This is a genomic window from Ruegeria sp. (assembly GCF_028066395.1).
In the GTDB taxonomy this organism is placed as follows: domain Bacteria; phylum Pseudomonadota; class Alphaproteobacteria; order Rhodobacterales; family Rhodobacteraceae; genus Ruegeria.
The window spans coordinates 53,926-73,488 of record NZ_JALCBM010000001.1 but is presented as its reverse complement, the minus strand read 5'-3'; the positions used below and the strand labels follow the sequence as shown (position 1 = coordinate 73,488).

Sequence of the window (19,563 nt, the reverse complement as noted above, 5' to 3'; positions counted from 1 at the left end):
GATGAAGCAGGCGGATTGTGATAGGCTGGGTGGGCTTGGAAGATGGTGGGAGGCGGTTATGGAGAAGGTGAATGGCATAGGGGGCGTGTTTTTTCGCGCCCGTGATCCCAAGGCGCTGAGCGCGTGGTATGAGGAACATCTGGGGGTCAGTCACTATGATCCGGTGCCCTGGAAGCAGCGTGAGGGGTATACGGTCTTTGCGCCTTTTGCCGAGGATACCACGTATTTCGGGCGTGCCGAGCAGCAGTGGATGATCAATTTTCGGGTTGATGATCTGGATGCCTTGATCGCGCAGCTGAAGGTCGCCGGAATCGCCGTTGAGACCCGCGCTGAGTGGGACAGTGAAGTTGGTCGGTTCGCTCGTATCCACGACCCTGAGGGGAATCCGATTGAGCTGTGGCAGCCAAATCAATGAGATAGCGGATTTGTATACCGTTGTATCCCTGTAAGTGTATGAAATAAAAAGAGAATTGATATGTCCTGCAGGTCTCGTATAGTGCGCGGGAATGACAGGGGCAGGACAATGACGCCAATTCAGGATCACCCGTTGCGGTATGCGCTGGCCAATGAGCTGCATGCGCGCCCCTTTCCTGTTGCCAAGGCGCCCTGCACGGTGGTGTTTCTGGCGATCAAGAAACCGGTTGCGGCGGCGGCCAGGGATCGGGATCAGGATCTGGCCCATCTCAAGGATTTGCTGGATCGTCACGGGGCGCAGCATCCGCAGCCCGAGGCCACCCATTACGCGGGTCAGATCGGGCGGCACTGGCTGAAATGGGAACAGCATACAGAGTTTGTGACCTATACGGCGATCACGCAGAATGTCAGCGAGCGTGCCTTCAACCCTGCGGATTTCGAGGTGTTTCCCCCCGATTGGCTGATGGCCAGCCCGGGGCAGCGGGTGACCTCGGCCATGGTGCGGGTCAGCGAGTGTCAGGGGGATGAGGCGGTCGGCCGCGCGCTGGCCGATTGGTTCGAACCGGAAAGCCTTGCGGTGTCGCGGGTGCTGGATGACGCGGCCATTTGCGCCAGTGATTTCCGTATCGATCCGGCGGGGCATATGCGGTTTGCGGTATTTGTTTCTCCGGGCACCGGGCGGCGTCGGGTGGGGCGGATCGTGCAGCGCATGTGCGAGATCGAGACCTACAAGGCGATGTCCATGCTGGGTTTCGCCCGCATCAAGCAGTTGACACCGCGCCTTGGGGAACTGGATGCGCAGCTGACCGATCTTATGGAGCAGATGACCGACAACAGCGCCCAGCCCGATGCCTTGTTGCCGCAGTTTCTGTCGGTCTCGACCGAGCTTGAGACCATCTCGGCCCGCAGCACCTTTCGCTTTGGTGCGACCGGCGCCTATGAGGCAATCGTCACCCAGCGTATCGCGGCCCTGCGCGAGGAACGGTTCAAGGGCCGTCAGAGCTTTGCCGATTTCATGATGCGTCGCTATGATCCGGCGATCCGCACCGTGAAATCCACCGAGACCCGTCTGCAGGCCCTGTCCGACCGGGCCATCCGCGCGGGTGAGCTGTTGCGGACCCGTGTCGATGTGGAACGCAGCGCGCAGAATCAGGCGCTGCTGGAAAGCATGGATCGCCGAGCTGATATGGCCCTGCGGTTGCAACACACGGTCGAAGGGCTGTCGGTGGTGGCGATCAGCTATTACGCGGTGTCTCTGGCCAGCTATGTGCTGTATCCGCTGACCACGGCGGGGATCAGCAAGGGGATGCTGACGGCGGCGGTGACGGTTCCGGTGGTGCTGGGCGTCTGGTTTGCCATCCGCACCATCCGCAAACGGCTGGAATAGCCCCTGAGTTGCCAAAGCGCTGCAAGCCTGTAGAACAGGTGACGTATCGCAGGTGAGGGGGTTTCCGTGATCGGTATTGCAGCGGCATGGCGCGCCGTGGCCGCCATGTTCATTCTGAACGGGGCTCTGTTCGGCATCTGGGCCTCGCGCATTCCGGCCATTCGCGACCGGCTGGACCTGACGCACGAGGCGCTGGGCTATGGCCTGTTGTTCATGGCTGCCGGGGCTGTGTGTTCCTTTCCGGTGACCGGGCGATTGACCGACCGGTTTGGGGCGGTCGCCATCACCCGCATCATTGCGGTGCTGTACACTCTGTCGCTGATCCTGTTGGCGCTGGCGGGCGGGTTCTGGGCGTTGGCTGCATTCCTGTTCATCTTCGGGGCTTTTCACGGCTCGATGGATGTGGCGATGAACGCCTGGGCGGCAGAGGTTGAACAGGTCTATGACAAGCCTGTCATGTCCTCATTCCACGCGATGTGGAGCCTTGGGGCGGGGCTGGGTGCCCTCAGCGGCTATGGCGCGGTTCAGTTGGAGTTGAGCGTTCTGACGCATTTCCTGTTGGCGGGCGGTGTGGTGGTGGGCTTGGCGCTGGGCCTGTCGTGGGTGCGCTGGACCTCGCGCAGGTCGGAATTGGCGAAAGGCTCGGTCTTTGCCTTGCCATCCGGTGCATTGGTTCTGGTCGGGCTGACCGCCCTGTGCGGCGCTTTGGGTGAAGGGGCCGTCGCGGATTGGAGCGCCATTTTCCTGCGTGACGTCACGGATGCAACCGAGAGTGTGGCCGCGCTGGGCTATGCTGTGTTCTCTGCAACCATGGTCGCCTTCCGTCTTGCCGGAGGGATCGTGATCACCCGTTTCGGCCCCGTGGCCACCGCTCGGTTCGGCGGTATCTGCGCCGCTTTGGGGGTGTTTTGCGTGGTCTCAAGCACAACGCCCATTTTGGCGCTGGTGGGGTTTGCCGGTATGGGCGTGGGCTATGCCGTGATCATGCCGCTGGCCTTCAGCCGTGCGGCCAGTGATCCGGATGTCCCGCCGGGGCAGGCCATCGCCAGTGTCGCCACTTTGGGGTACGGAGGGTTGCTGATCGGCCCGCCCCTGATCGGGTTTCTCGCCGATCTTCTGACCTTGCGGCTGGCCTTTGCTGTGCTGCTGCCGCTGGCGGTCCTGATTGTTTTGTTGGCCGGTGCGCTGAAACGCACCGGCTGATGTCGTTAGCGTCCGCGAATGCGTGGGTCCAGCGCGTCGCGCAGGCCATCACCCAGATAGTTGACGCTCAGCACTGTCAGTGAGATCGCCAGACCGGGCCAGAACACGCGTTCCGGATATTGCTGCAGGTAATCGACCCCGTCGAACAGCAACCGGCCCCATGTGGGGAAATCGGGCGGAAAGCCGAGGCCAAGGAAGGACAGCGCGCTTTCCGTGATGATCGCGGTGGCAATGCCCAGCGTGGCCGAGACCATGATCGGTGACAGCACGTTGGGCAGGATGTGCCGTGTAATGATCTGCGTGTTGCTGGTGCCGATGGAGCGGGCGGCCAGAACGAACTCTCGTTCCTTGATGGCCAGCACGTCACCGCGCACGATCCGGGCTGTGGGCATCCACGAGGTGATGCCGATGGCACAGACGATCAGGATGAAAATCCCACGCTCCAGCCCGAAAGCGGCCGACAAAGGCTCGCGGAACAGCAGCATCATGACCAGCAGCAATGGCAGCAGGGGCAGCGCCAGGAACAGGTCGGTCAGGCGCATCAGCGGGCCGTCGAGCCGTTTGAAGAACCCGGCGACAACCCCGATCAACGAGCCCAGAAACAGCGCCAGCAGCATGGCGGTGATCCCCACGGAAACCGAGGTCTGCCCGCCCGCCATCATCCGCGCCATGATATCACGGCCCAACTGATCCGTGCCGAACGGATGCGCAAAGCTGGGGCCCTGATTGCGCGACCGGATGTCGATCTGGGTTGGGTCGATGGTCCACAGATAGGGGCCAAGATAGACCGAGGCGACGATGAAGATGAACAGGATCGCCCCCAGCATCGCACCCTTGTGGGTCTTGAACTGATCCCACACGTCGCGCCACTGGCTGCGGGGCGGGGTTGCCAGATCGTCCATCACTCCTGCTGTTGGCAGCGCGGTTGATGCGGGGGCCAGCCCTTCATCGGGGACCAGCGTGTCTGATTTGTCGGTATCAGTCATAGCGAATCCTCGGGTCCAGAATGCCATACAGGACGTCGGCGATCAGGTTGAACAGCACGATCAGCACGGCAAAGATGAAGGTCAGCGTCTGCACCATCGGCAGGTCGTTGGCCTGAATGGCGCCGATCAGCAACTGGCCGATGCCGTTTACCTTGAACACCTGCTCGGTAATGATGGCCCCGCCGAAAATGGCCGGGATACCCAGCGCGATCACGGTAACCACCGGGATCATCGAGTTGCGCAGAACGTGGACCATGACGACGGTATATTCGCTCAGACCCTTGGCGCGGGCGGTGCGGACGTAATCCTGATTGAGATTGTCCAGCATCGAGGCGCGCATGAAGCGGCTCAGCTGTGCGGTGATCTGAAGCGCCAGAACCATGACCGGCATGATCATCTGTTTCAGTTGTACAACGAAACTGTCCCAGCTGTTGACCACATGGGTGGTGTCATAGATCGACGGGAACCAACCCAGTTGGACCGAAAAGATCACGATCACCAGCACGCCCGAGAAGAAGGGCGGGACCGAGAAGCCGACCATCGACACGAACGTGCCCATCTGGTCGAACCACGAATACTGGCGATAGGCGGAATAGATGCCGATGGGCAGGGCGATCAGGATGGCGACCACATAGGCCGTGCCGACAACCCACAAGGTCTGCGGGATACGCTGAACGACGATGTCCATAACGGGCGAGCGGGTCTGCCACGAAATCACACGCAGGTCACCTTCGGAAAAGGTGGTGCCGAACATGTGGTCGACCAGAACCTGAGGTTCGATCCAGAAGAACTGCACGATCCATTTCCAGAACCGGATATGCATCGGCTGACCAAGGCCAAGCGCCTCGCGCATCTTCTCTTTGACTTCGGGCGGAACGGTAAGCGGAACCTGCGCCATCGGGTCGCCGGGTGCGAGTTCGAGGAGCAGGAAGATGACGAGGCTGATGAACAGCAGCGTGGGCACGGCCAGCACCAGTCGTCTTATGGTAAAGTTGAGCATTCAAAGGCGCCTTTGTTGATGCGTCTTTTTGTTGGGATGGTCTGCAAAGGACCGCGCCCCGATCAAGGTCGGGGCGCGGATATGCAAGACTAACGCTTAGGAACCGGTTTTGCGGTACCAGTCGGCTGCATTCCACAGCTCGCTGTCCCAAACGTTCAGGATGACACCACCCAGAGTGTTTGCGTGCGCCGATAGACGGCCACGGTGCACCAGCGGGATCATGCCGCCGTTTTCTACCATGATGTCGTTCAGCTGACGGGCGATCTGGGCGCGCTCATCCGCGCCTGCGGTCTCGGCCAGTTGACCGTGCAGCTTGTCGAATTCAGCGTTGCAGAAACGGCTGATATTCTCACCCTGCCACTGGCTTTCCGGCTTGGGTGCCTTGTCGCACAGGCCGTTGCCCAGATAGGATTGCGGGTCGGTGCCGTTGAAGGTGTTGGCATACATTTCAACGTCGGCATAGAACTTCTGGAAGGTATCGGGCGAGCCCGGGTCACCCCCGAAGAACACCGATGCGTTGATGTTGCGCAGTTCGGTTTCGATGCCGATCTGGTTCCACCACTCCTTGATCAGCGCCTGGAAGTCCTGACGGACCGCGTTGGTCGAGGTCTGATAGACAACTTTCAGCGGCACGCCATCCTTTTCACGCACGCCGTCGCCATCAGTGTCGACGATGCCTGCGTCATCCAGCAGCTTCTTCGCGCCTTCGATGTCCTGCGTGTCGCAGGTGAAGGTGTCCGAATTCACCGCAGCCGGGGCCGGGACCCAGTTACAGGTGACCTTACCGGCCTGACCGTAACCAATCTCAACCAGCAGCGGCCGGTCGATGGCCAGCGACATGGCCTTGTAAACCGCCGGGTCCTGCAGGAACGGGTGAGGATGTTTGGCGGTCGAACGCTCGCCTTCCGGCAATTCGGGCGACGGGTTGGTCTGGTTCAGCATGATACGCTCGACCAGCGGGCCAAAGCCTGCGACCGGGGTGCCCTTGCCGCCTTCCTGCATCTGCGCAATCACTTCGGGCGCGAGCTGCAGGTTCCAGGCATAGTCGAACTCGCCGGTTTCCATGACCGCACGACCAGCAGCCGTCGCATCGCCGCCGCCCTTGAAGGTCACGGTGGCAAAGGCCGGTTTGGCCGGATCACGATAGTTGTCGTTGGCCTTGAAGGTGATCACGTCGTTCGGCTTGAATTCGGTCACCACAAAGGGGCCGGTGCCGATCGGGTTGAAATTCTGCTCGGTGCATTCGGGGGCTTTCGCGCCCATGCAATCCGAAAACTGCGCGGCCTGAATGATCGGGCTTTCGCCACCCACGAACGGGCCATAGGGGAAGGGGGTCGGGGCGTCGAAGGTGACCTTGACGGTCAGATCGTCCACGGCCTCGACATTTGTGACGCCTTCGAATTTGGTCACCTGCGCGCAGCCGCCTTCGGGGTGCATGCAGTAATTGGCGGTAAAGACCACGTCGGCCGAGGTGAACGGCGTGCCGTCCGACCAGGTGATTCCCGGCGCGATTTTCCAGGTGATCGAGGTCAGATCTTCGCTGACACCACCATTGGCAACCGTCGGAATCTCAGAGGCCAGGAACGGCACCATCTCGCCATCCTGATTGTACCGCGCCAGCGGTTCGATCACCAAAGACGCCGATTCCACATCCTTGGTGCCGCCCGACAAAAACGGGTTCAAAATTGACGGAGCCTGCCAATAAATAATGCTGACATTGCCGTCCGATCCACGTTCAGCAAAGGCCGCAGGGGCCAGTGCCGTGGTGGCAATCGCACCAAGCAAAAGGGTTTTGATTTTCATCATACACTCCATGTTGGACACTTGCGTGTCTCGATTTTCTCCGCGAGGCCCGCGGATTAGGCGTGGCCGCAATGGGGTGCAAGGCGCTGATAAAAAACGCAAATGCAATTCACGTTTCGTGTATGCCGCCCTCTCCCAAAAACGGTTACGCCGCGTATCGAAACAGAGTTTCAAAAAATTGCAAGCGTGTCGTGAGGTTCTTTTTCAATCGGTTTGACATTTCCCGTAGCGCGGCCTTAGCGTTTGGCAACCAAAAGAAAAGGCCGCCAAAGGGGAGAGTGCGCGTGCTGGATCAGCCTATTGCCCAGATCAGGAAACTGCGGGTCGAGTTCCAGACCAAGGACGGCCCGGTCGTCGGAGTTGAGGACGTCTCGTTCGAGGTCAACCCAGGCGAAACCGTTTGTATCGTTGGCGAATCGGGATCCGGGAAATCGGTATCCTCGCTGTCGCTGATGCGTCTGGTCGAGTTCGGCGGCGGCGAAATTGCGGGCGGTCAGCTGCTGTTTGACCGGCGCGATGGGGACGAAATGGACCTGTCGAATGCCGATCAAGATCTGATGAAACAGATTCGCGGCAACGAGATCGGGATGATCTTTCAAGAGCCGATGACGGCGCTGAACCCGGTTTTCACCGTCGGTCGCCAACTGACCGAAGGGCTGCGCATCCACAAGGACATGACCCGCGCTCAGGCCGAAGAGCGCGCGCTGGAGTTGTTGCGTCAGGTTCGAATCCCCGAGCCCGAACGTCGCCTGAAACAGTATCCCCACGAGCTGTCGGGCGGTATGCGCCAGCGCGTGGTGATCGCCATGGCTATGGCGTGCGAGCCGCGCCTGCTGATCGCGGATGAGCCCACAACCGCGCTGGACGTAACAATTCAGGCCGAGATTCTGGCCCTGATGGACCGGCTCAAGCGCGAAACCGGTACGGCGGTGATGTTCATCACCCATGACATGGCGGTGGTGGCGCAGATGGCCGACCGTGTGGTGGTCATGTTCCGCGGCAACAAGGTCGAAGAGGGCACCGTTAACGAAATCTTCGAAAACCCGCAGCATGACTACACCAAGGCGCTGCTGGCAGCGGTGCCCAAGCTGGGCGAGATGCAGGGGAAATCCGCGCCCGAGCCGATGAAACTGCTGGGTGTCGAAGGCCAGAATATCGCGCCGATTCCGGGTACCGAAGAGGTGCTGCTGACCGTCAAGAACCTGACCACGCGATTCGCGGTCAAGGGCGGTTTGCTGCGCCGGACGATCTCGAACGTGCACGCGGTTGAGGATGTCTCGTTCACGCTGAACAAGGGGCAGACCCTCAGCCTTGTGGGCGAATCGGGCTGCGGCAAGTCTTCGGCCGGACGGTCGATTCTGCGGCTGGTCGAGCCGATGTCGGGTGAGGTGGATCTGGACGGCGTCGATATCATGAAGCTGGACCCGGGCGGCCTGCGAAAGGCGCGGCTGGACATGCAGATGATCTTTCAGGATCCGTTCGCCTCGCTGAACCCGCAGATGCAGCTGGTCGATCAGGTGGCGGAACCGATGCGCAATTACGGCGTCGCCTCGGGGACCGAATTGCAGGACCGCGTGGCGCAGCTGTTCGACAAGGTGCAGCTGCCGCGCAGCTTCATGCGCCGTTTCCCGCATGAAATGTCAGGTGGTCAGCGTCAACGCATCGCCATCGCCCGTGCGCTGGCCCTGAACCCCAAGCTGATCATCGCGGATGAGGCGGTCTCGGCGCTGGATGTGTCCGTTCAGGCGCAGGTGCTGAACCTGATGATGGAACTGCAATCCGAACTGGGCCTGTCCTACCTGTTCATCAGCCACGACATGGCCGTGGTCGAGCGGGTCAGCCACCATGTGGGCGTGATGTATCTGGGCCGGATTGTCGAACTCGGCCCCCGCGCGCGGGTGTTCGAAAACCCGCAGCACCCCTATACGCAGGCGCTGATGAAGGCGGTTCCGATCGCGGACCCGAACCAGCGTAAATCGGAAAAAGACCTGAATTTCAAACCGATCCCCTCGCCAATTCATCCAATTGGATATGAACCAGAGCCATCGGTTTACCACGAAGTCGAGCCGGGCCATTTCATCCTGACCACCGACAGCGGATACTGATCCCGATGGCAGAGCGTCTGAGCCCGCTTGAGATCATGACCAAACTGATCTCATTCCCGACGGTGAGTCGCGAGACCAACCTGCCACTGGTCGATTGGGTCGAAACCTATCTGCGCGGTCACGGGATAGAATCCCATCGCTGGCCCGACCCGGATCAGCCGCACAAGGCGGCGATTTACGCCCATGTCGGCCCAATGGAGGAGGGCGCGGTGATCCTGTCCGGCCACACCGATGTGGTGCCCGTGGACGGCCAACCCTGGGACACCGACCCGTTCACCGTGACCGAAAAGGACGGCAAATATTTCGGACGCGGCACTTGCGACATGAAAGGCTTCGACGCGCTGGCCATCTGGGCTCTGGTCGAGGCGCATTACGCAAGCGTCAATCGCCCCCTGCAACTGGCGCTTAGCTTCGATGAAGAGGTCGGCTGCACCGGCGCCCCGCCGATGATCGCGGCGATGCAGGACGTGCTGCCCAAAGGATCGGCGGTCATCGTGGGGGAGCCGTCGATGATGCAGGCAGTCACCGGCCACAAGGGTGGGTTCGGCTATGACACGCATGTTGTCGGGTTCGAGGTTCACAGCTCGATCATGCATACCGGCGTCAATGCGATCATGGCCGCAGCCCCGTTGATCGACTGGGCCAACGCGCAGAATGCGGCAAATCAGGCGACTGCGCCCAGCGACGTTGCTGCCGTGTTCGACCCGCCGTGGACCACCTGCCATGTGGGGATGATCGAAGGCGGTACTGCGCATAACATCACTGCCAAGGATTGTCGGTTCATGATGGATTTCCGTACCGTGCCGGACGAAAAGCAGGCTCAGTGGCGCGACGCCTATCTGCAGCAGGTCAGTCAGGCCGAGGCGCAGATGCAGGCGACCCAACCCGAGGCGCGCATCGAGATATCGGAACATTTCTCGATCCCAGGTCTGGTCCCGGAACTGGATGGTGAGGCCGAAGCGCTGGTGCGGGCCCTGACCGGCGACAATGCCAGTCACGTCGTCAGCTATGGCACCGAGGCCGGACAGTTTCAGGAGGCCGGGTATTCCGCCGTGATCTGCGGCCCCGGCGACATTGCACAGGCGCATCAGCCCAACGAGTTCATTACGATTTCTCAATTCAACGCAGGCCAAAAGTTCATGGAACGTCTGGTAGAAAGGCTCTGCGAATAACACCGCAAAGGGGAGGTCAAAGATGCCCGTCAAAAACCGGCTTGCCGAAATGCATGGCGAGATCACCAAATGGCGTCGTCACCTGCATGCCAACCCGGAACTGATGTATGACGTCCACGAAACCGTATCTTTTGTGGTGGATCGTCTGAAGGAATTCGGCGTCGATGAGATCACGCCGGGGATCGGCAAGACCGGCGTCGTGGCGGTGATTAAGGGTCGAACGGATACCAAAGGCCGCGTCATTGGCCTGCGCGCGGATATGGATGCGCTGCCGATTGAGGAGGCGACGGGGCTCGATTACGCCTCGACCGTTTCCGGCAAGATGCATGCCTGCGGGCATGACGGTCATACCTCGATGCTGCTGGGGGCGGCGCAATATCTGGCGGAGACGCGGAATTTCGACGGCACCGTGGTGCTGATCTTTCAACCGGCCGAGGAAGGCGGGGCAGGTGGCCTTGCCATGTGCCAGGACGGCATGATGGACCGGTGGGGCATTCAAGAGGTCTATGGCATGCACAACATGCCCGGAATGCCGGTCGGCGAATTCGCGATCCGACCCGGCGCGCTGCTGGCCTCGTCCGATGAGTTCAAGATTGTGGTGACCGGCAAGGGCGGCCACGCGGCGGCCCCGCATGAGGCGGTGGACACCACGCTTGTCGCCTCTCATATCGTGGTGGCGTTGCAATCGGTGGTGGCGCGTACCGTTGATCCGATCAAATCCGTGGTGCTGACGGTGGGCACGTTTGAGACCGACAGCGCGGCCTCGAACGTTATTGCCCATACCGTTCGGTTGCAGGGCACGGTCCGAACGCTGGACCCCGAATATCGCGCCATCGCCGAGAAGCGTGTGCGCCGGATTGCCGAAGATACGGCCTCGGCCTTTGGGGCCACGGCTGAAATGACGTGGGAGCCCGGCTATCCGGTGACGGTGAATTCCGAGGCCGAAACCGGCTATGCAGCCGAGGCCGCGCGGGCCGTCGCGGGTAAGGTCAATGACAGCACCGACCCGATCATGCCGTCGGAAGATTTCGCCTATATGCTTGAAGAACGGCCCGGCGCGTACATCTTTATCGGCAACGGGGACACGGCCATGTGCCATCACCCCGAATATAATTTCGACGACGAGGCCATCCCCGCCGGCTGCAGCTGGTTTGCCGAGCTGGTGGAACGACGATTGCCCGTCGCCTAATAAACGGAGGAATGACATGCCGATCAAGAACCGTCTTGCAGAGATGCACGCAGAGATCACCGGCTGGCGGCGTGACATTCACCAACACCCTGAAATCCTTTACGAAACCCACCGCACCAGCGCTCTGGTTGCTGACAAGCTGGCCGCGTTTGGTTGTGATGAGGTGGTGACCGGCATCGGGCGCACCGGTGTGGTCGGTGTGATCCGGGGCAAGACCGACACGCAGGGCCGTGTGATCGGGTTGCGCGCCGACATGGATGCGCTGCCGATGCAGGAACAGACGGGGCTGGACTATGCCTCGAAAACCGATGGGGCCATGCATGCCTGTGGCCATGACGGACACACGGCGATGGTGTTGGGGGCCGCGAAATACCTGGCCGAGACGCGCAATTTTGATGGCACTGCCGTGGTGATCTTTCAGCCCGCTGAAGAGGGCGGCAACGGGGCCGAGGCGATGTGCAAGGACGGTCTGATGGACCGCTTCGGCATTCAGGAAGTCTATGCCATGCACAACGTCCCCGGCGTGCCGACCGGCCAGTTTGCCATCCGGTCTGGGCCACTGTTGGCGGCGGCGGATGAGTTCGACATTCATCTGGAAGGCCGCGGCGGCCACGCGGCGAAACCGCAGGAAACCGTGGATACGACGGTGATGCTGTCGCAACTGATCGTGGCGCTGCAGACCATCGTGTCGCGCAATGCCGATCCGATCCTGCAGGCGGTTTTGTCGGTTACATCGGTCGAGACCTCGTCCAAAGCCTTCAACGTGATCCCGCAATCGGCGCAGATACGCGGCACGGTGCGGACCCATTCCAACGCCATGCGCGGGCTGATCGAACAGCGGCTGAGCGAGGTGGCTCAAGGTGTCGCGGCCACCTTTGGCGGCACCGTTCAGGTGATCTATAAACGCGGCGTGCCGGTGACGATCAATGCCGAGGAACAGACCGGCTATGCCGCCGAGACCGCCATCGCCGTCGGCGGCAGCTGCGCCGAGGCGCCGATGGTGATGGGGGGCGAGGATTTCTCGTTCATGCTGGAAGAGCGCCCCGGTGCCTTTATCGTGCTGGGCAATGGTGACAGCGCCGGGCTGCACCACCCCGAATACAATTTCAACGATGAGATCATCCCCGTAGGGTGCTCATGGTTTGCCGAAATGGTCGAACGCCGGATGCCCGCCGTTTGAATGATCGCAGGAGAGAGAAGAGATGCCAGTCAAGAACCGCTTTGCCGAATTGCAGGATGAAATCACCGCGTGGCGACGGGATATCCACGAAAACCCCGAGATTCTGTTTGAAACCCACCGCACCAGCGCCCTGGTCGCCGACAAGCTGAAAGAGTTCGGCTGCGACGAGGTGGTGACCGGTATCGGACGCACCGGCGTGGTGGGTGTCATCAAGGGCAAGGCCGACAGTAAAGGCAAGGTGATCGGTCTGCGCGCCGATATGGACGCGCTGCCGATACATGAGGCGACGGGGCTGGATTATGCCTCGAAAACCGATGGGGCGATGCATGCCTGCGGCCATGACGGGCATACGGCGATGCTGCTGGGTGCGGCGAAATACCTGTCGGAGACGCGGAATTTCGACGGCACCGTGGTGGTGATCTTCCAGCCCGCCGAAGAGGGTGGCGGTGGCGGTCGAGAGATGTGCGAGGACGGCATGATGGACCGCTGGAACATTCAGGAAGTCTATGGCATGCACAATTGGCCCGGCAAACCGGTGGGCAGTTTCGCCATCCGTCCGGGTTCGTTCTTTGCGGCGACCGATCAGTTTGACATCACCTTTGAGGGGCGCGGTGGTCACGCCGCCAAGCCGCATGAGACCGTGGACACGACCGTGATGACGGCGCAGGCGGTGCTGGCTTTGCAGACGATTGCCGCGCGCAATGCCGATCCGATTGATCAGGTGGTGGTGTCGGTGACCTCGTTCGAGACCTCCTCGAAAGCGTTCAACGTCATCCCGCAGACGGTGCAGATCAAGGGCACCGTGCGCACCATGAGCAAGGAGATGCGCGATCTGGCCGAGACGCGGATCAACGAGATTTGCAACGGTGTGGCGGCGACCTTCGGGGGTAAGGCGGATGTGACCTATATCCGCGGCTATCCGGTGATGGTGAACAGCGACGACCAGACCGAGTTTGCCGCCGACGTGGCGCGGTCCGTGTCCGGTGATTGCGAGACCGCGCCCTTGGTCATGGGCGGCGAGGATTTCGCGTTCATGCTGGAGGAGCGTCCGGGGGCTTACATTCTGGTCGGTAACGGTGATACTGCGGCGGTGCATCACCCGGAGTATAATTTCAACGATGAGGCCATTCCGGCCGGGTGTAGCTGGTGGGCTGAGATTGTCGAGCAGCGGATGCCTGCGGCTTGATTGAGAGGTTGGGGTGCGAGGGGCCAGCCCCTCGCGCTCCCCGGGATATTTTTGGCCAGATGAAGGGTGGACCCCGTTATGGGGTGAGGTTGAGGGCCTGGCACAGGGTGTCGGTGACCTTGTCCAGTGCGGTGGCTTGGGTGTTGACGCAGGATTTGGCCGCGGCGCGGGCGGTGGTGAGGGCGGTTTCGTCGGAAAGCCAGTGCGCGACGGCAGTTGAGAGGTCGTCGGCTGAATGGATTTCGACTGCGCCGCCGGATTTGACGAGCGGGGCGAAGGTTTCTGCGAAATTGAAATAGCCCGGACCGGTGATGACCGCTGCCCCGGCTTGTGCGGGTTCGAATGGGTTGTGGCCGCCGATTTCTTTCAGGGAACCACCGAGAAAGACGATGGGGCAGAGGGCGTACCAGGTGCCAAGTTCGCCCAGTGTGTCGGCCATGTAGACTTGGGTTTGTGCGGTGATGGGGTGGTCTTTGCTGCGCAGGGCGCCCGTCTGGTTTGTCTGGGTGATCAGGGCTGTGACCTCATCTCGCCGCTCGGGGTGGCGGGGGATCAGCAGCAGCAGCAGGTTGGACCAGCGTTTCAGGAGGTTGGCATGGGCGGCGAGGATGGTTTCCTCTTCCCCCGCATGGGTCGAGCTTGCGATCCAGACGGGGCGATCCCCGATCTGCGACTTTATCGTGGTCATGGCGGTTTTGTCGACCGGCAGCGGCTCGGACATGGCTTTGAGATTGGTGCCGGGCTGGACCCGATCCGAGGGCGCGCCCATGGACAGGAGGTTGGTGGCGGTTTTGTCGTTTTGGGTCAGGAACAGGCGGAACTTGTTCAGGATGAACCGCGCGGTTTTGGGGCGTTTTTGCCATCCGGCGACGGATTTCTCCGACAGCCTTGCGTTCAGCAGCGCCAGCGGAACGCTGCGGTCTGCGCTTTCGATGATCAGGCGCGGCCAGATTTCGCTTTCGACGAAGATCCCGGCATCGGGGCGCCAGTGATCCAGAAACCGGCGTACCGGGCCTGCGGTGTCCAGCGGCGGGTATTGGTGCCGTGTACGCGGTGGCAGGCGTTTTTCGATCAGTGCGGCGGAGGTTGGTGTGCCCGAGGTGATCAGGAATTGCGCGTCAGGCAGGCGGGTGCCCAGACGTTTGATCAGGCTGAGGACCGAGAGGCTTTCACCAACGCTGGCGGCGTGGAACCAGATCAGTTGTCCGTCGGGGCGGGGCAGGCTGGCATACCCCAGCCGTTCGCGTTGCCGTTTGGGAGGCACGCCCGCAGCCTGCAATTTCTTATGCACCGTGCGCCACAGCAGCGGCGACAGTAGGGCGGTGGCGGCACGATAGGCGTGGTAGATCAGCGTCGGACGCGCGTCCATGGCGGGGATCTCAACCGCCCGTGTGGCTCATGTGGCGGCTCATCTGGCCATCGACCGCCTGACGGGAATAGTCGAAATCATGCCCCTTGGGTTTGAGGTTGATGGCCATGCGGATGGCGTTCTCCAGCGGTTCTTCGGTTCCTGGGTGATCACGCAGGGCGCCGCGCAGGTCGGCCATGTCCTCTTGGCCCAGGCACATATACAGCTCACCGGTGCAGGTCAGACGCACGCGGTTGCAGCTTTCGCAGAAATTATGCGACAGCGGCGTGATGAAGCCGATCTTCTGCCCCGTTTCCTCAAGCCGGACATAGCGGGCCGGGCCGCCGGTGCGCTCGGCCAGATCGGTCACGGCGTAGTGGTTTTCGTACTCCCGGCGCACGTCCTTCAGCGACCAGTATTGATCCAGCCGGTCTTCGTTGCCGATATCGCCCATGGGCATGACCTCGATCCAAGTCAGGTCCATGTCCCGTTCGGCACACCATTGCGTGATGCGGGGCAGTTCGGGTTCGTTGAACCCTTTCAGAGCCACCGCGTTGATCTTGATCCGCAGCCCGGCCTTTTGCGCGGCATCGATGCCGTTCAAAACCTGTTTCAGGCGGCCCCAGCGGGTCACCTTGGCGAATTTGTCATCGTCCAGCGTATCCAGCGAGATATTCACCCGCCGCACCCCCGCCGCATAAAGATCATCGGCAAAGCGATGCAATTGCGAGCCATTGGTGGTCAGCGTCAGTTCCTTCAGCGCGCCGCTGTCCAGATGGCGGGTCATGGCATTGAAAAACGTCATGATATTGCGGCGCACCAACGGTTCACCCCCGGTGATGCGCAGTTTCTCCACACCCATCTTGACGAAGGTCGAACACATGCGGTCCAACTCCTCCAGCGTCAGCAGGTCTTTCTTGGGCAGAAAGGTCATGTTTTCCGACATGCAATAGACACAGCGGAAGTCACAGCGATCCGTGACGGAAACGCGGAGATAGGTGATGGCGCGGGCAAACGGGTCGATAAGCGGAGCTGTCATGGCCCATAGGTAAAGCGGCGACCCCTCAGCGGCAAGGGTGATCTGCGCTTTGCTCTGGTACAGATGGGCGCAGGACGTTAGGTATCGGGCATGAGATTTGCACTGTTCTCCCTGATTGTCCTGCTTGCGGGCTGTGATGCGATCCGGTCGACCTCGGACCGGTGGTTCGGTGGGGCTGAGCCGCAGCCCGCGCCGGAGCCTGTCGTGGCCGAGGTTGAGCCTGAGGAGCCACCTGCGACTGCAACGCAAGCTGGCTGGGTCGGGGCTCGGACCACGATTGCAGGGCTGGGCGACCCCAACACGCCGGGTCGCTGGCTGGAAACGCCACTGGTCGAGGCCGAGATCAACGGGCGCATCGTGGTGCCCAAGACCGGTGCGCAAGCTTACGTGACGCTGGTGCCCGCGTCAGGCCCCGCCGGGGGTGGCAGCCGGTTGTCGCTGGAAGCGATGCGGGCGCTGTTGCTGCCCTTCGATGAGCTGGTGGAGTTGGACGTCTACTCTGACTGATCCCGCAGATACTTCCCGGCTTCTTTGCGGGCGAAGGGCTTCATCGCCGCGCCGTGCTGGTCCAGAAATGAGATCACCCGCGCCGGGTCATGTTTCGACAGCTCGCGCAGCCACCATGCGATGGCTTTCTGGATGAACCAGTCGCGGTCCGGCACATATCCAGCGGCCCAGCCCAGAATACGGTCGCGATGGGCCAGATCCTCGGGCTTGGGGTGGTTTTGCTTGGTCCAGGGCAGGGTAGAGACCAGCACTGCGCGGCGGGTCCACATGTGGTCGGAGGTCGTCCACGCCTCGACCTGATCCAGTCGCGCAGGGTCTGCCGTCAGGCGTTTCTGCATCGCCATGCAGGCGTGATCGGCCACTGCCCAGGCGTCGAAATCCGGCAGCCAGCTTTGCAGCAGGTCCCAAACCCCGTCATCCGGGCGGATGCGGGCCTGCGTCAGCAGTTTGGCGGCGGCCAGACGCGCCTCGTGGATATTCGTGTCCCACAGCGCCCGGGCCAATGAGACCCGTTCCGGCACCGTCAATTGCTGTCGCCAGGTCTTGGTCAGGTCGTTCAAGACCGGATTCGCGACACCCAGATGGGGGCGATCCACCTTGTGATAGGCGGCCATTTGCGCCGCCCGATCGGCGTCGGCATGGGCTTTGATCTGATCCAGATAGGCGTCCATCATCAGCCCGGAACACCGGTGGGCTTTCCGTCGATCGTGTGTCGGTTCTTCTTGGTCCAATAGGCGCGGATGTCGTCGTCCGATTTGTCATCGACCCATTTCTGCATCGTATCCCGATCAGAGACATACTCCATGAACGGCACCGCATAACCGCAGGAGGTCTGCACCAGATCAATCGACAGATCGTAAATCTGCCGTGCGCTGCGGTGGTCGGGGAACAGGCCGGATAGATCATCCCAGCCGTCATCCCCGACATGCAGCGTATGTGCCGTGCCATAGGTGCGCAGGATCATCGGCCGTGTGGTGAAAGAACACCACATCAGCGTCATCCGGTTGACCTCACGCAGATGACCCGCCGTTTCATTGCCGCTGCCGGTCAGGTTCATCCAGACAATCCGGTTCGGCCCCAGAACCCGCAGCGAATCCATACCTTTGGGAGAGATGTTCACCCGACCCTCTGGCGCCGCCGTACCGACGAAGAACATGTGCTGATCTTCGATGAATTTCTGATGGGCGTCGGACAGGTCAGGGAACTGCTTCGCCATGGGCTACTCCACCGTCACGGATTTCGCCAGATTGCGCGGCTGGTCCACATCCGTGCCCTTGGCCACCGCCGTATGATAGGCCAGCAGTTGCGCGGGTACGGAATAGAGGATCGGCGTCAGGCTGTGGTGGATATGAGGCATGCGGATCGTGCTCCAGACCCCGTCCTGCGCCTCATCAATGCCGTCATCGTCCGACACAAGGATCACCTTGCCCTTGCGCGCCATCACCTCTTGCATGTTCGATACGGTCTTGTCGAAAACCGTATCGCGCGGGGCCATGACGACCACCGGCATATGCTTGTCGATCAGGGCGATGGGGCCGTGTTTCAACTCACCCGACGCATATCCTTCGGCGTGGATATAGCTGATCTCCTTGAGCTTCAGCGCCCCTTCCAAAGCCAGCGGATACATCAAACCCCGGCCCAGAAACAGCACATCGCGCGCCTCGGACAGGCGCTGGGCGGATTTCTGGATCGCGCGGTTCTGGTCCAGCGCCGTGTTCAGGACCGAGGGCAAGCCGCGCAGCGCGGCGGCGTGGTCGGCCAGTTCCTCGTCGCTCAGGGTGCCACGGTCGGCGGCAGCCTTAAGCGCCAGCATCAGCAGCACGCTGAGCTGGCAGGTGAACGCCTTGGTCGAGGCAACGCCGATCTCAACCCCCGCATGGATCGGCAGCGCAATGTCGCTTTCCCGCGCGATCGAGCTTTCGGGGACATTGACGACCGAGACGATCTTGTCCGCCTTGCCCTCGCAATAGCGCAGCGCGGCCAGCGTGTCGGCGGTTTCGCCTGATTGGCTAACGAACAAGGCCAGCGTGCGGTCGGTGATCGGCGGTTCGCGATAGCGGAACTCGGACGCGATATCGACCTCAACCGGCATCTTGGACAGTTGTTCGAACCAGTATTTGGCGGTCAGGCAGGCATAGAACGCGGTGCCGCAGGCCACCATGGTCAGGCGGTCCAGCTTGGTGAAATCCAGATCATCCCCCGGCAGCACGACCTGATGACCGCCGGTCGGCAGGTAGGAGCGGATCGCCTCGGCCACCACAACCGGTTGTTCGGCGATTTCCTTGGCCATGTAATGCTTGTGCCCGGCCTTGTCGGCACGCGCCTGATCCAGCTTGATGCGGCGGATCTCGCGGTTGGCGATCTCGCCCGCCTCGTTGCGGATTTCCAGCGAGGTGCGGGTCAGCACCGCCCGATCGCCTTCCTCAAGATAGGTGATCCGGTCGGTCAGCGGGGCCAGCGCGATGGCGTCCGAGCCCACAAACATCTCTCCGTCCCCGTGACCCACGGCCAGGGGCGAGCCCTTGCGGGCGGCAACGATCAGGTCCTCTTCGCCGTCAAACAGGAAGGCCAGCGCAAAGGCGCCCTCCAGCCGGTCGATGGTCTTGAAGGCGGCGTCGACCGGGGACAGGCCGGTTTTCAGGAAATGCTCGGTCAGCAGAGCGACGGTTTCGGTGTCGGTTTCGGTCTCGAACCCGATGCCATGTTCGGCCAGTTCCGCGCGCAGTTCGCGGTAGTTTTCTACGATCCCGTTATGCACCACCGCCACCGGCCCGGCCTTGTGCGGATGGGCATTGGTGACCGAGGGCGCGCCATGGGTGGCCCAGCGGGTGTGCCCGATGCCGGATTTGCCGGGCAGCGGTTCATGGACCAAAAGGTCACTGAGGTTGACCAGCTTGCCGACCGCACGCCGCCGCTCCAACTGGCCCTTGTTGACGGTTGCGATCCCTGCGCTGTCATAACCCCGGTATTCCAGCCGCTTGAGCGACTCGACCAGAATGGGTGCGGCTTCGTGCTGCCCCAATACGCCTACAATTCCACACATG

General features: G+C 61.6%; 17 protein-coding genes. 9 read left to right on the top strand and 8 right to left on the bottom strand.

The genetic code is table 11. The annotated features are described in order from the left end of the window. The first annotated feature begins 58 nt into the window (after positions 1-58). The 3 genes from MPJ51_RS00395 (at position 59) to MPJ51_RS00385 (ending at position 3,004) form a co-directional block, all read left to right on the top strand. Positions 59-415 carry a VOC family protein gene (locus MPJ51_RS00395; RefSeq protein WP_298381013.1) on the top strand — a complete coding sequence of 119 codons (357 nt, stop codon included), beginning with the start codon at positions 59-61 and terminating at the stop codon, positions 413-415. Positions 416-523: 108 nt separating this feature from the next. After that, positions 524-1,801, top strand: coding sequence for a DUF3422 domain-containing protein (locus MPJ51_RS00390; RefSeq protein WP_298381012.1), 1,278 nt, complete (start codon positions 524-526; stop codon positions 1,799-1,801). Positions 1,802-1,867: 66 nt separating this feature from the next. Further along, positions 1,868-3,004, top strand: coding sequence for an MFS transporter (locus MPJ51_RS00385; protein WP_298381011.1), 1,137 nt, complete (start codon positions 1,868-1,870; stop codon positions 3,002-3,004). A 5-nt stretch (positions 3,005-3,009) separates the two neighbouring features. Here MPJ51_RS00385 and MPJ51_RS00380 read toward each other — a convergent pair whose 3' ends face one another. The 3 genes from MPJ51_RS00380 to MPJ51_RS00370 all read right to left on the bottom strand — a co-directional run bounded on the left by MPJ51_RS00380 (position 3,010) and on the right by MPJ51_RS00370 (position 6,793). Next, positions 3,010-3,990: an ABC transporter permease gene (locus MPJ51_RS00380; protein ID WP_298381010.1), complete on the bottom strand. Its 981-nt coding sequence runs from the start codon at positions 3,988-3,990 to the stop codon at positions 3,010-3,012. Further along, entirely contained in the window at positions 3,983-4,990 is a 1,008-nt protein-coding gene (locus MPJ51_RS00375; RefSeq protein WP_170573004.1) for an ABC transporter permease, read from the bottom strand. The genes MPJ51_RS00380 and MPJ51_RS00375 overlap by 8 nt, the downstream gene beginning before the upstream one ends. A gap of 96 nt (positions 4,991-5,086) precedes the next feature. Further along, positions 5,087-6,793: a peptide ABC transporter substrate-binding protein gene (locus MPJ51_RS00370; protein ID WP_298381009.1), complete on the bottom strand. Its 1,707-nt coding sequence runs from the start codon at positions 6,791-6,793 to the stop codon at positions 5,087-5,089. 284 nt (positions 6,794-7,077) lie between these two features. Here MPJ51_RS00370 and MPJ51_RS00365 point away from each other — a divergent pair, with 284 nt between their 5' ends. From MPJ51_RS00365 to MPJ51_RS00345, 5 genes are read left to right on the top strand one after another with little or no spacing between them, the layout of a single operon-like run. Further along, positions 7,078-8,898 (top strand): ABC transporter ATP-binding protein, encoded by a 1,821-nt coding sequence (locus MPJ51_RS00365; protein ID WP_298381008.1) that lies wholly within the window; start codon positions 7,078-7,080, stop codon positions 8,896-8,898. A 5-nt stretch (positions 8,899-8,903) separates the two neighbouring features. Further along, positions 8,904-10,070 carry an acetylornithine deacetylase gene (argE, locus tag MPJ51_RS00360; protein ID WP_298381007.1) on the top strand — a complete coding sequence of 389 codons (1,167 nt, stop codon included), beginning with the start codon at positions 8,904-8,906 and terminating at the stop codon, positions 10,068-10,070. 22 nt (positions 10,071-10,092) lie between these two features. Then, a complete protein-coding gene (locus MPJ51_RS00355) occupies positions 10,093-11,259 on the top strand; it encodes a M20 aminoacylase family protein (protein WP_298381006.1) in 1,167 nt (388 codons plus the stop codon). A gap of 16 nt (positions 11,260-11,275) precedes the next feature. Next, positions 11,276-12,439 carry a M20 aminoacylase family protein gene (locus MPJ51_RS00350; RefSeq protein ID WP_298381005.1) on the top strand — a complete coding sequence of 388 codons (1,164 nt, stop codon included), beginning with the start codon at positions 11,276-11,278 and terminating at the stop codon, positions 12,437-12,439. Positions 12,440-12,461: 22 nt separating this feature from the next. Then, a complete protein-coding gene (locus MPJ51_RS00345) occupies positions 12,462-13,625 on the top strand; it encodes a M20 aminoacylase family protein (RefSeq protein ID WP_298381004.1) in 1,164 nt (387 codons plus the stop codon). 76 nt (positions 13,626-13,701) lie between these two features. Here the strand turns inward: MPJ51_RS00345 and MPJ51_RS00340 are convergent, their stop codons facing one another. Both MPJ51_RS00340 and moaA read right to left on the bottom strand, forming a co-directional pair. Continuing rightward, complete coding sequence (locus MPJ51_RS00340) at positions 13,702-14,994, bottom strand: 3-deoxy-D-manno-octulosonic acid transferase (RefSeq protein ID WP_298381003.1); 1,293 nt, start codon at positions 14,992-14,994, stop codon at positions 13,702-13,704. A gap of 10 nt (positions 14,995-15,004) precedes the next feature. After that, entirely contained in the window at positions 15,005-16,012 is a 1,008-nt protein-coding gene (moaA, locus tag MPJ51_RS00335; protein ID WP_298381002.1) for a GTP 3',8-cyclase MoaA, read from the bottom strand. 90 nt (positions 16,013-16,102) lie between these two features. On the opposite strand from moaA, the gene MPJ51_RS00330 reads away from it, so the two are divergent. After that, on the top strand, positions 16,103-16,519 hold the full coding sequence (locus MPJ51_RS00330; RefSeq protein WP_298381001.1) for a hypothetical protein: 417 nt from the start codon (positions 16,103-16,105) through the stop codon (positions 16,517-16,519). Here MPJ51_RS00330 and MPJ51_RS00325 read toward each other — a convergent pair. The 3 genes from MPJ51_RS00325 to glmS are packed head-to-tail and all read right to left on the bottom strand — an operon-like array spanning position 16,507 to position 19,562. Next, entirely contained in the window at positions 16,507-17,190 is a 684-nt protein-coding gene (locus MPJ51_RS00325) for a DNA alkylation repair protein (RefSeq protein ID WP_298381073.1), read from the bottom strand. The two genes, MPJ51_RS00330 and MPJ51_RS00325, sit on opposite strands and share 13 nt — an antisense overlap. Before the next feature lie 2 nt (positions 17,191-17,192). After that, a complete protein-coding gene (locus MPJ51_RS00320; RefSeq protein WP_298381000.1) occupies positions 17,193-17,735 on the bottom strand; it encodes a pyridoxamine 5'-phosphate oxidase family protein in 543 nt (180 codons plus the stop codon). Between the two features lie 3 nt (positions 17,736-17,738). Next, positions 17,739-19,562 (bottom strand): glutamine--fructose-6-phosphate transaminase (isomerizing), encoded by a 1,824-nt coding sequence (gene glmS / locus MPJ51_RS00315; protein ID WP_298380999.1) that lies wholly within the window; start codon positions 19,560-19,562, stop codon positions 17,739-17,741. Position 19,563 lies beyond the last annotated feature (1 nt).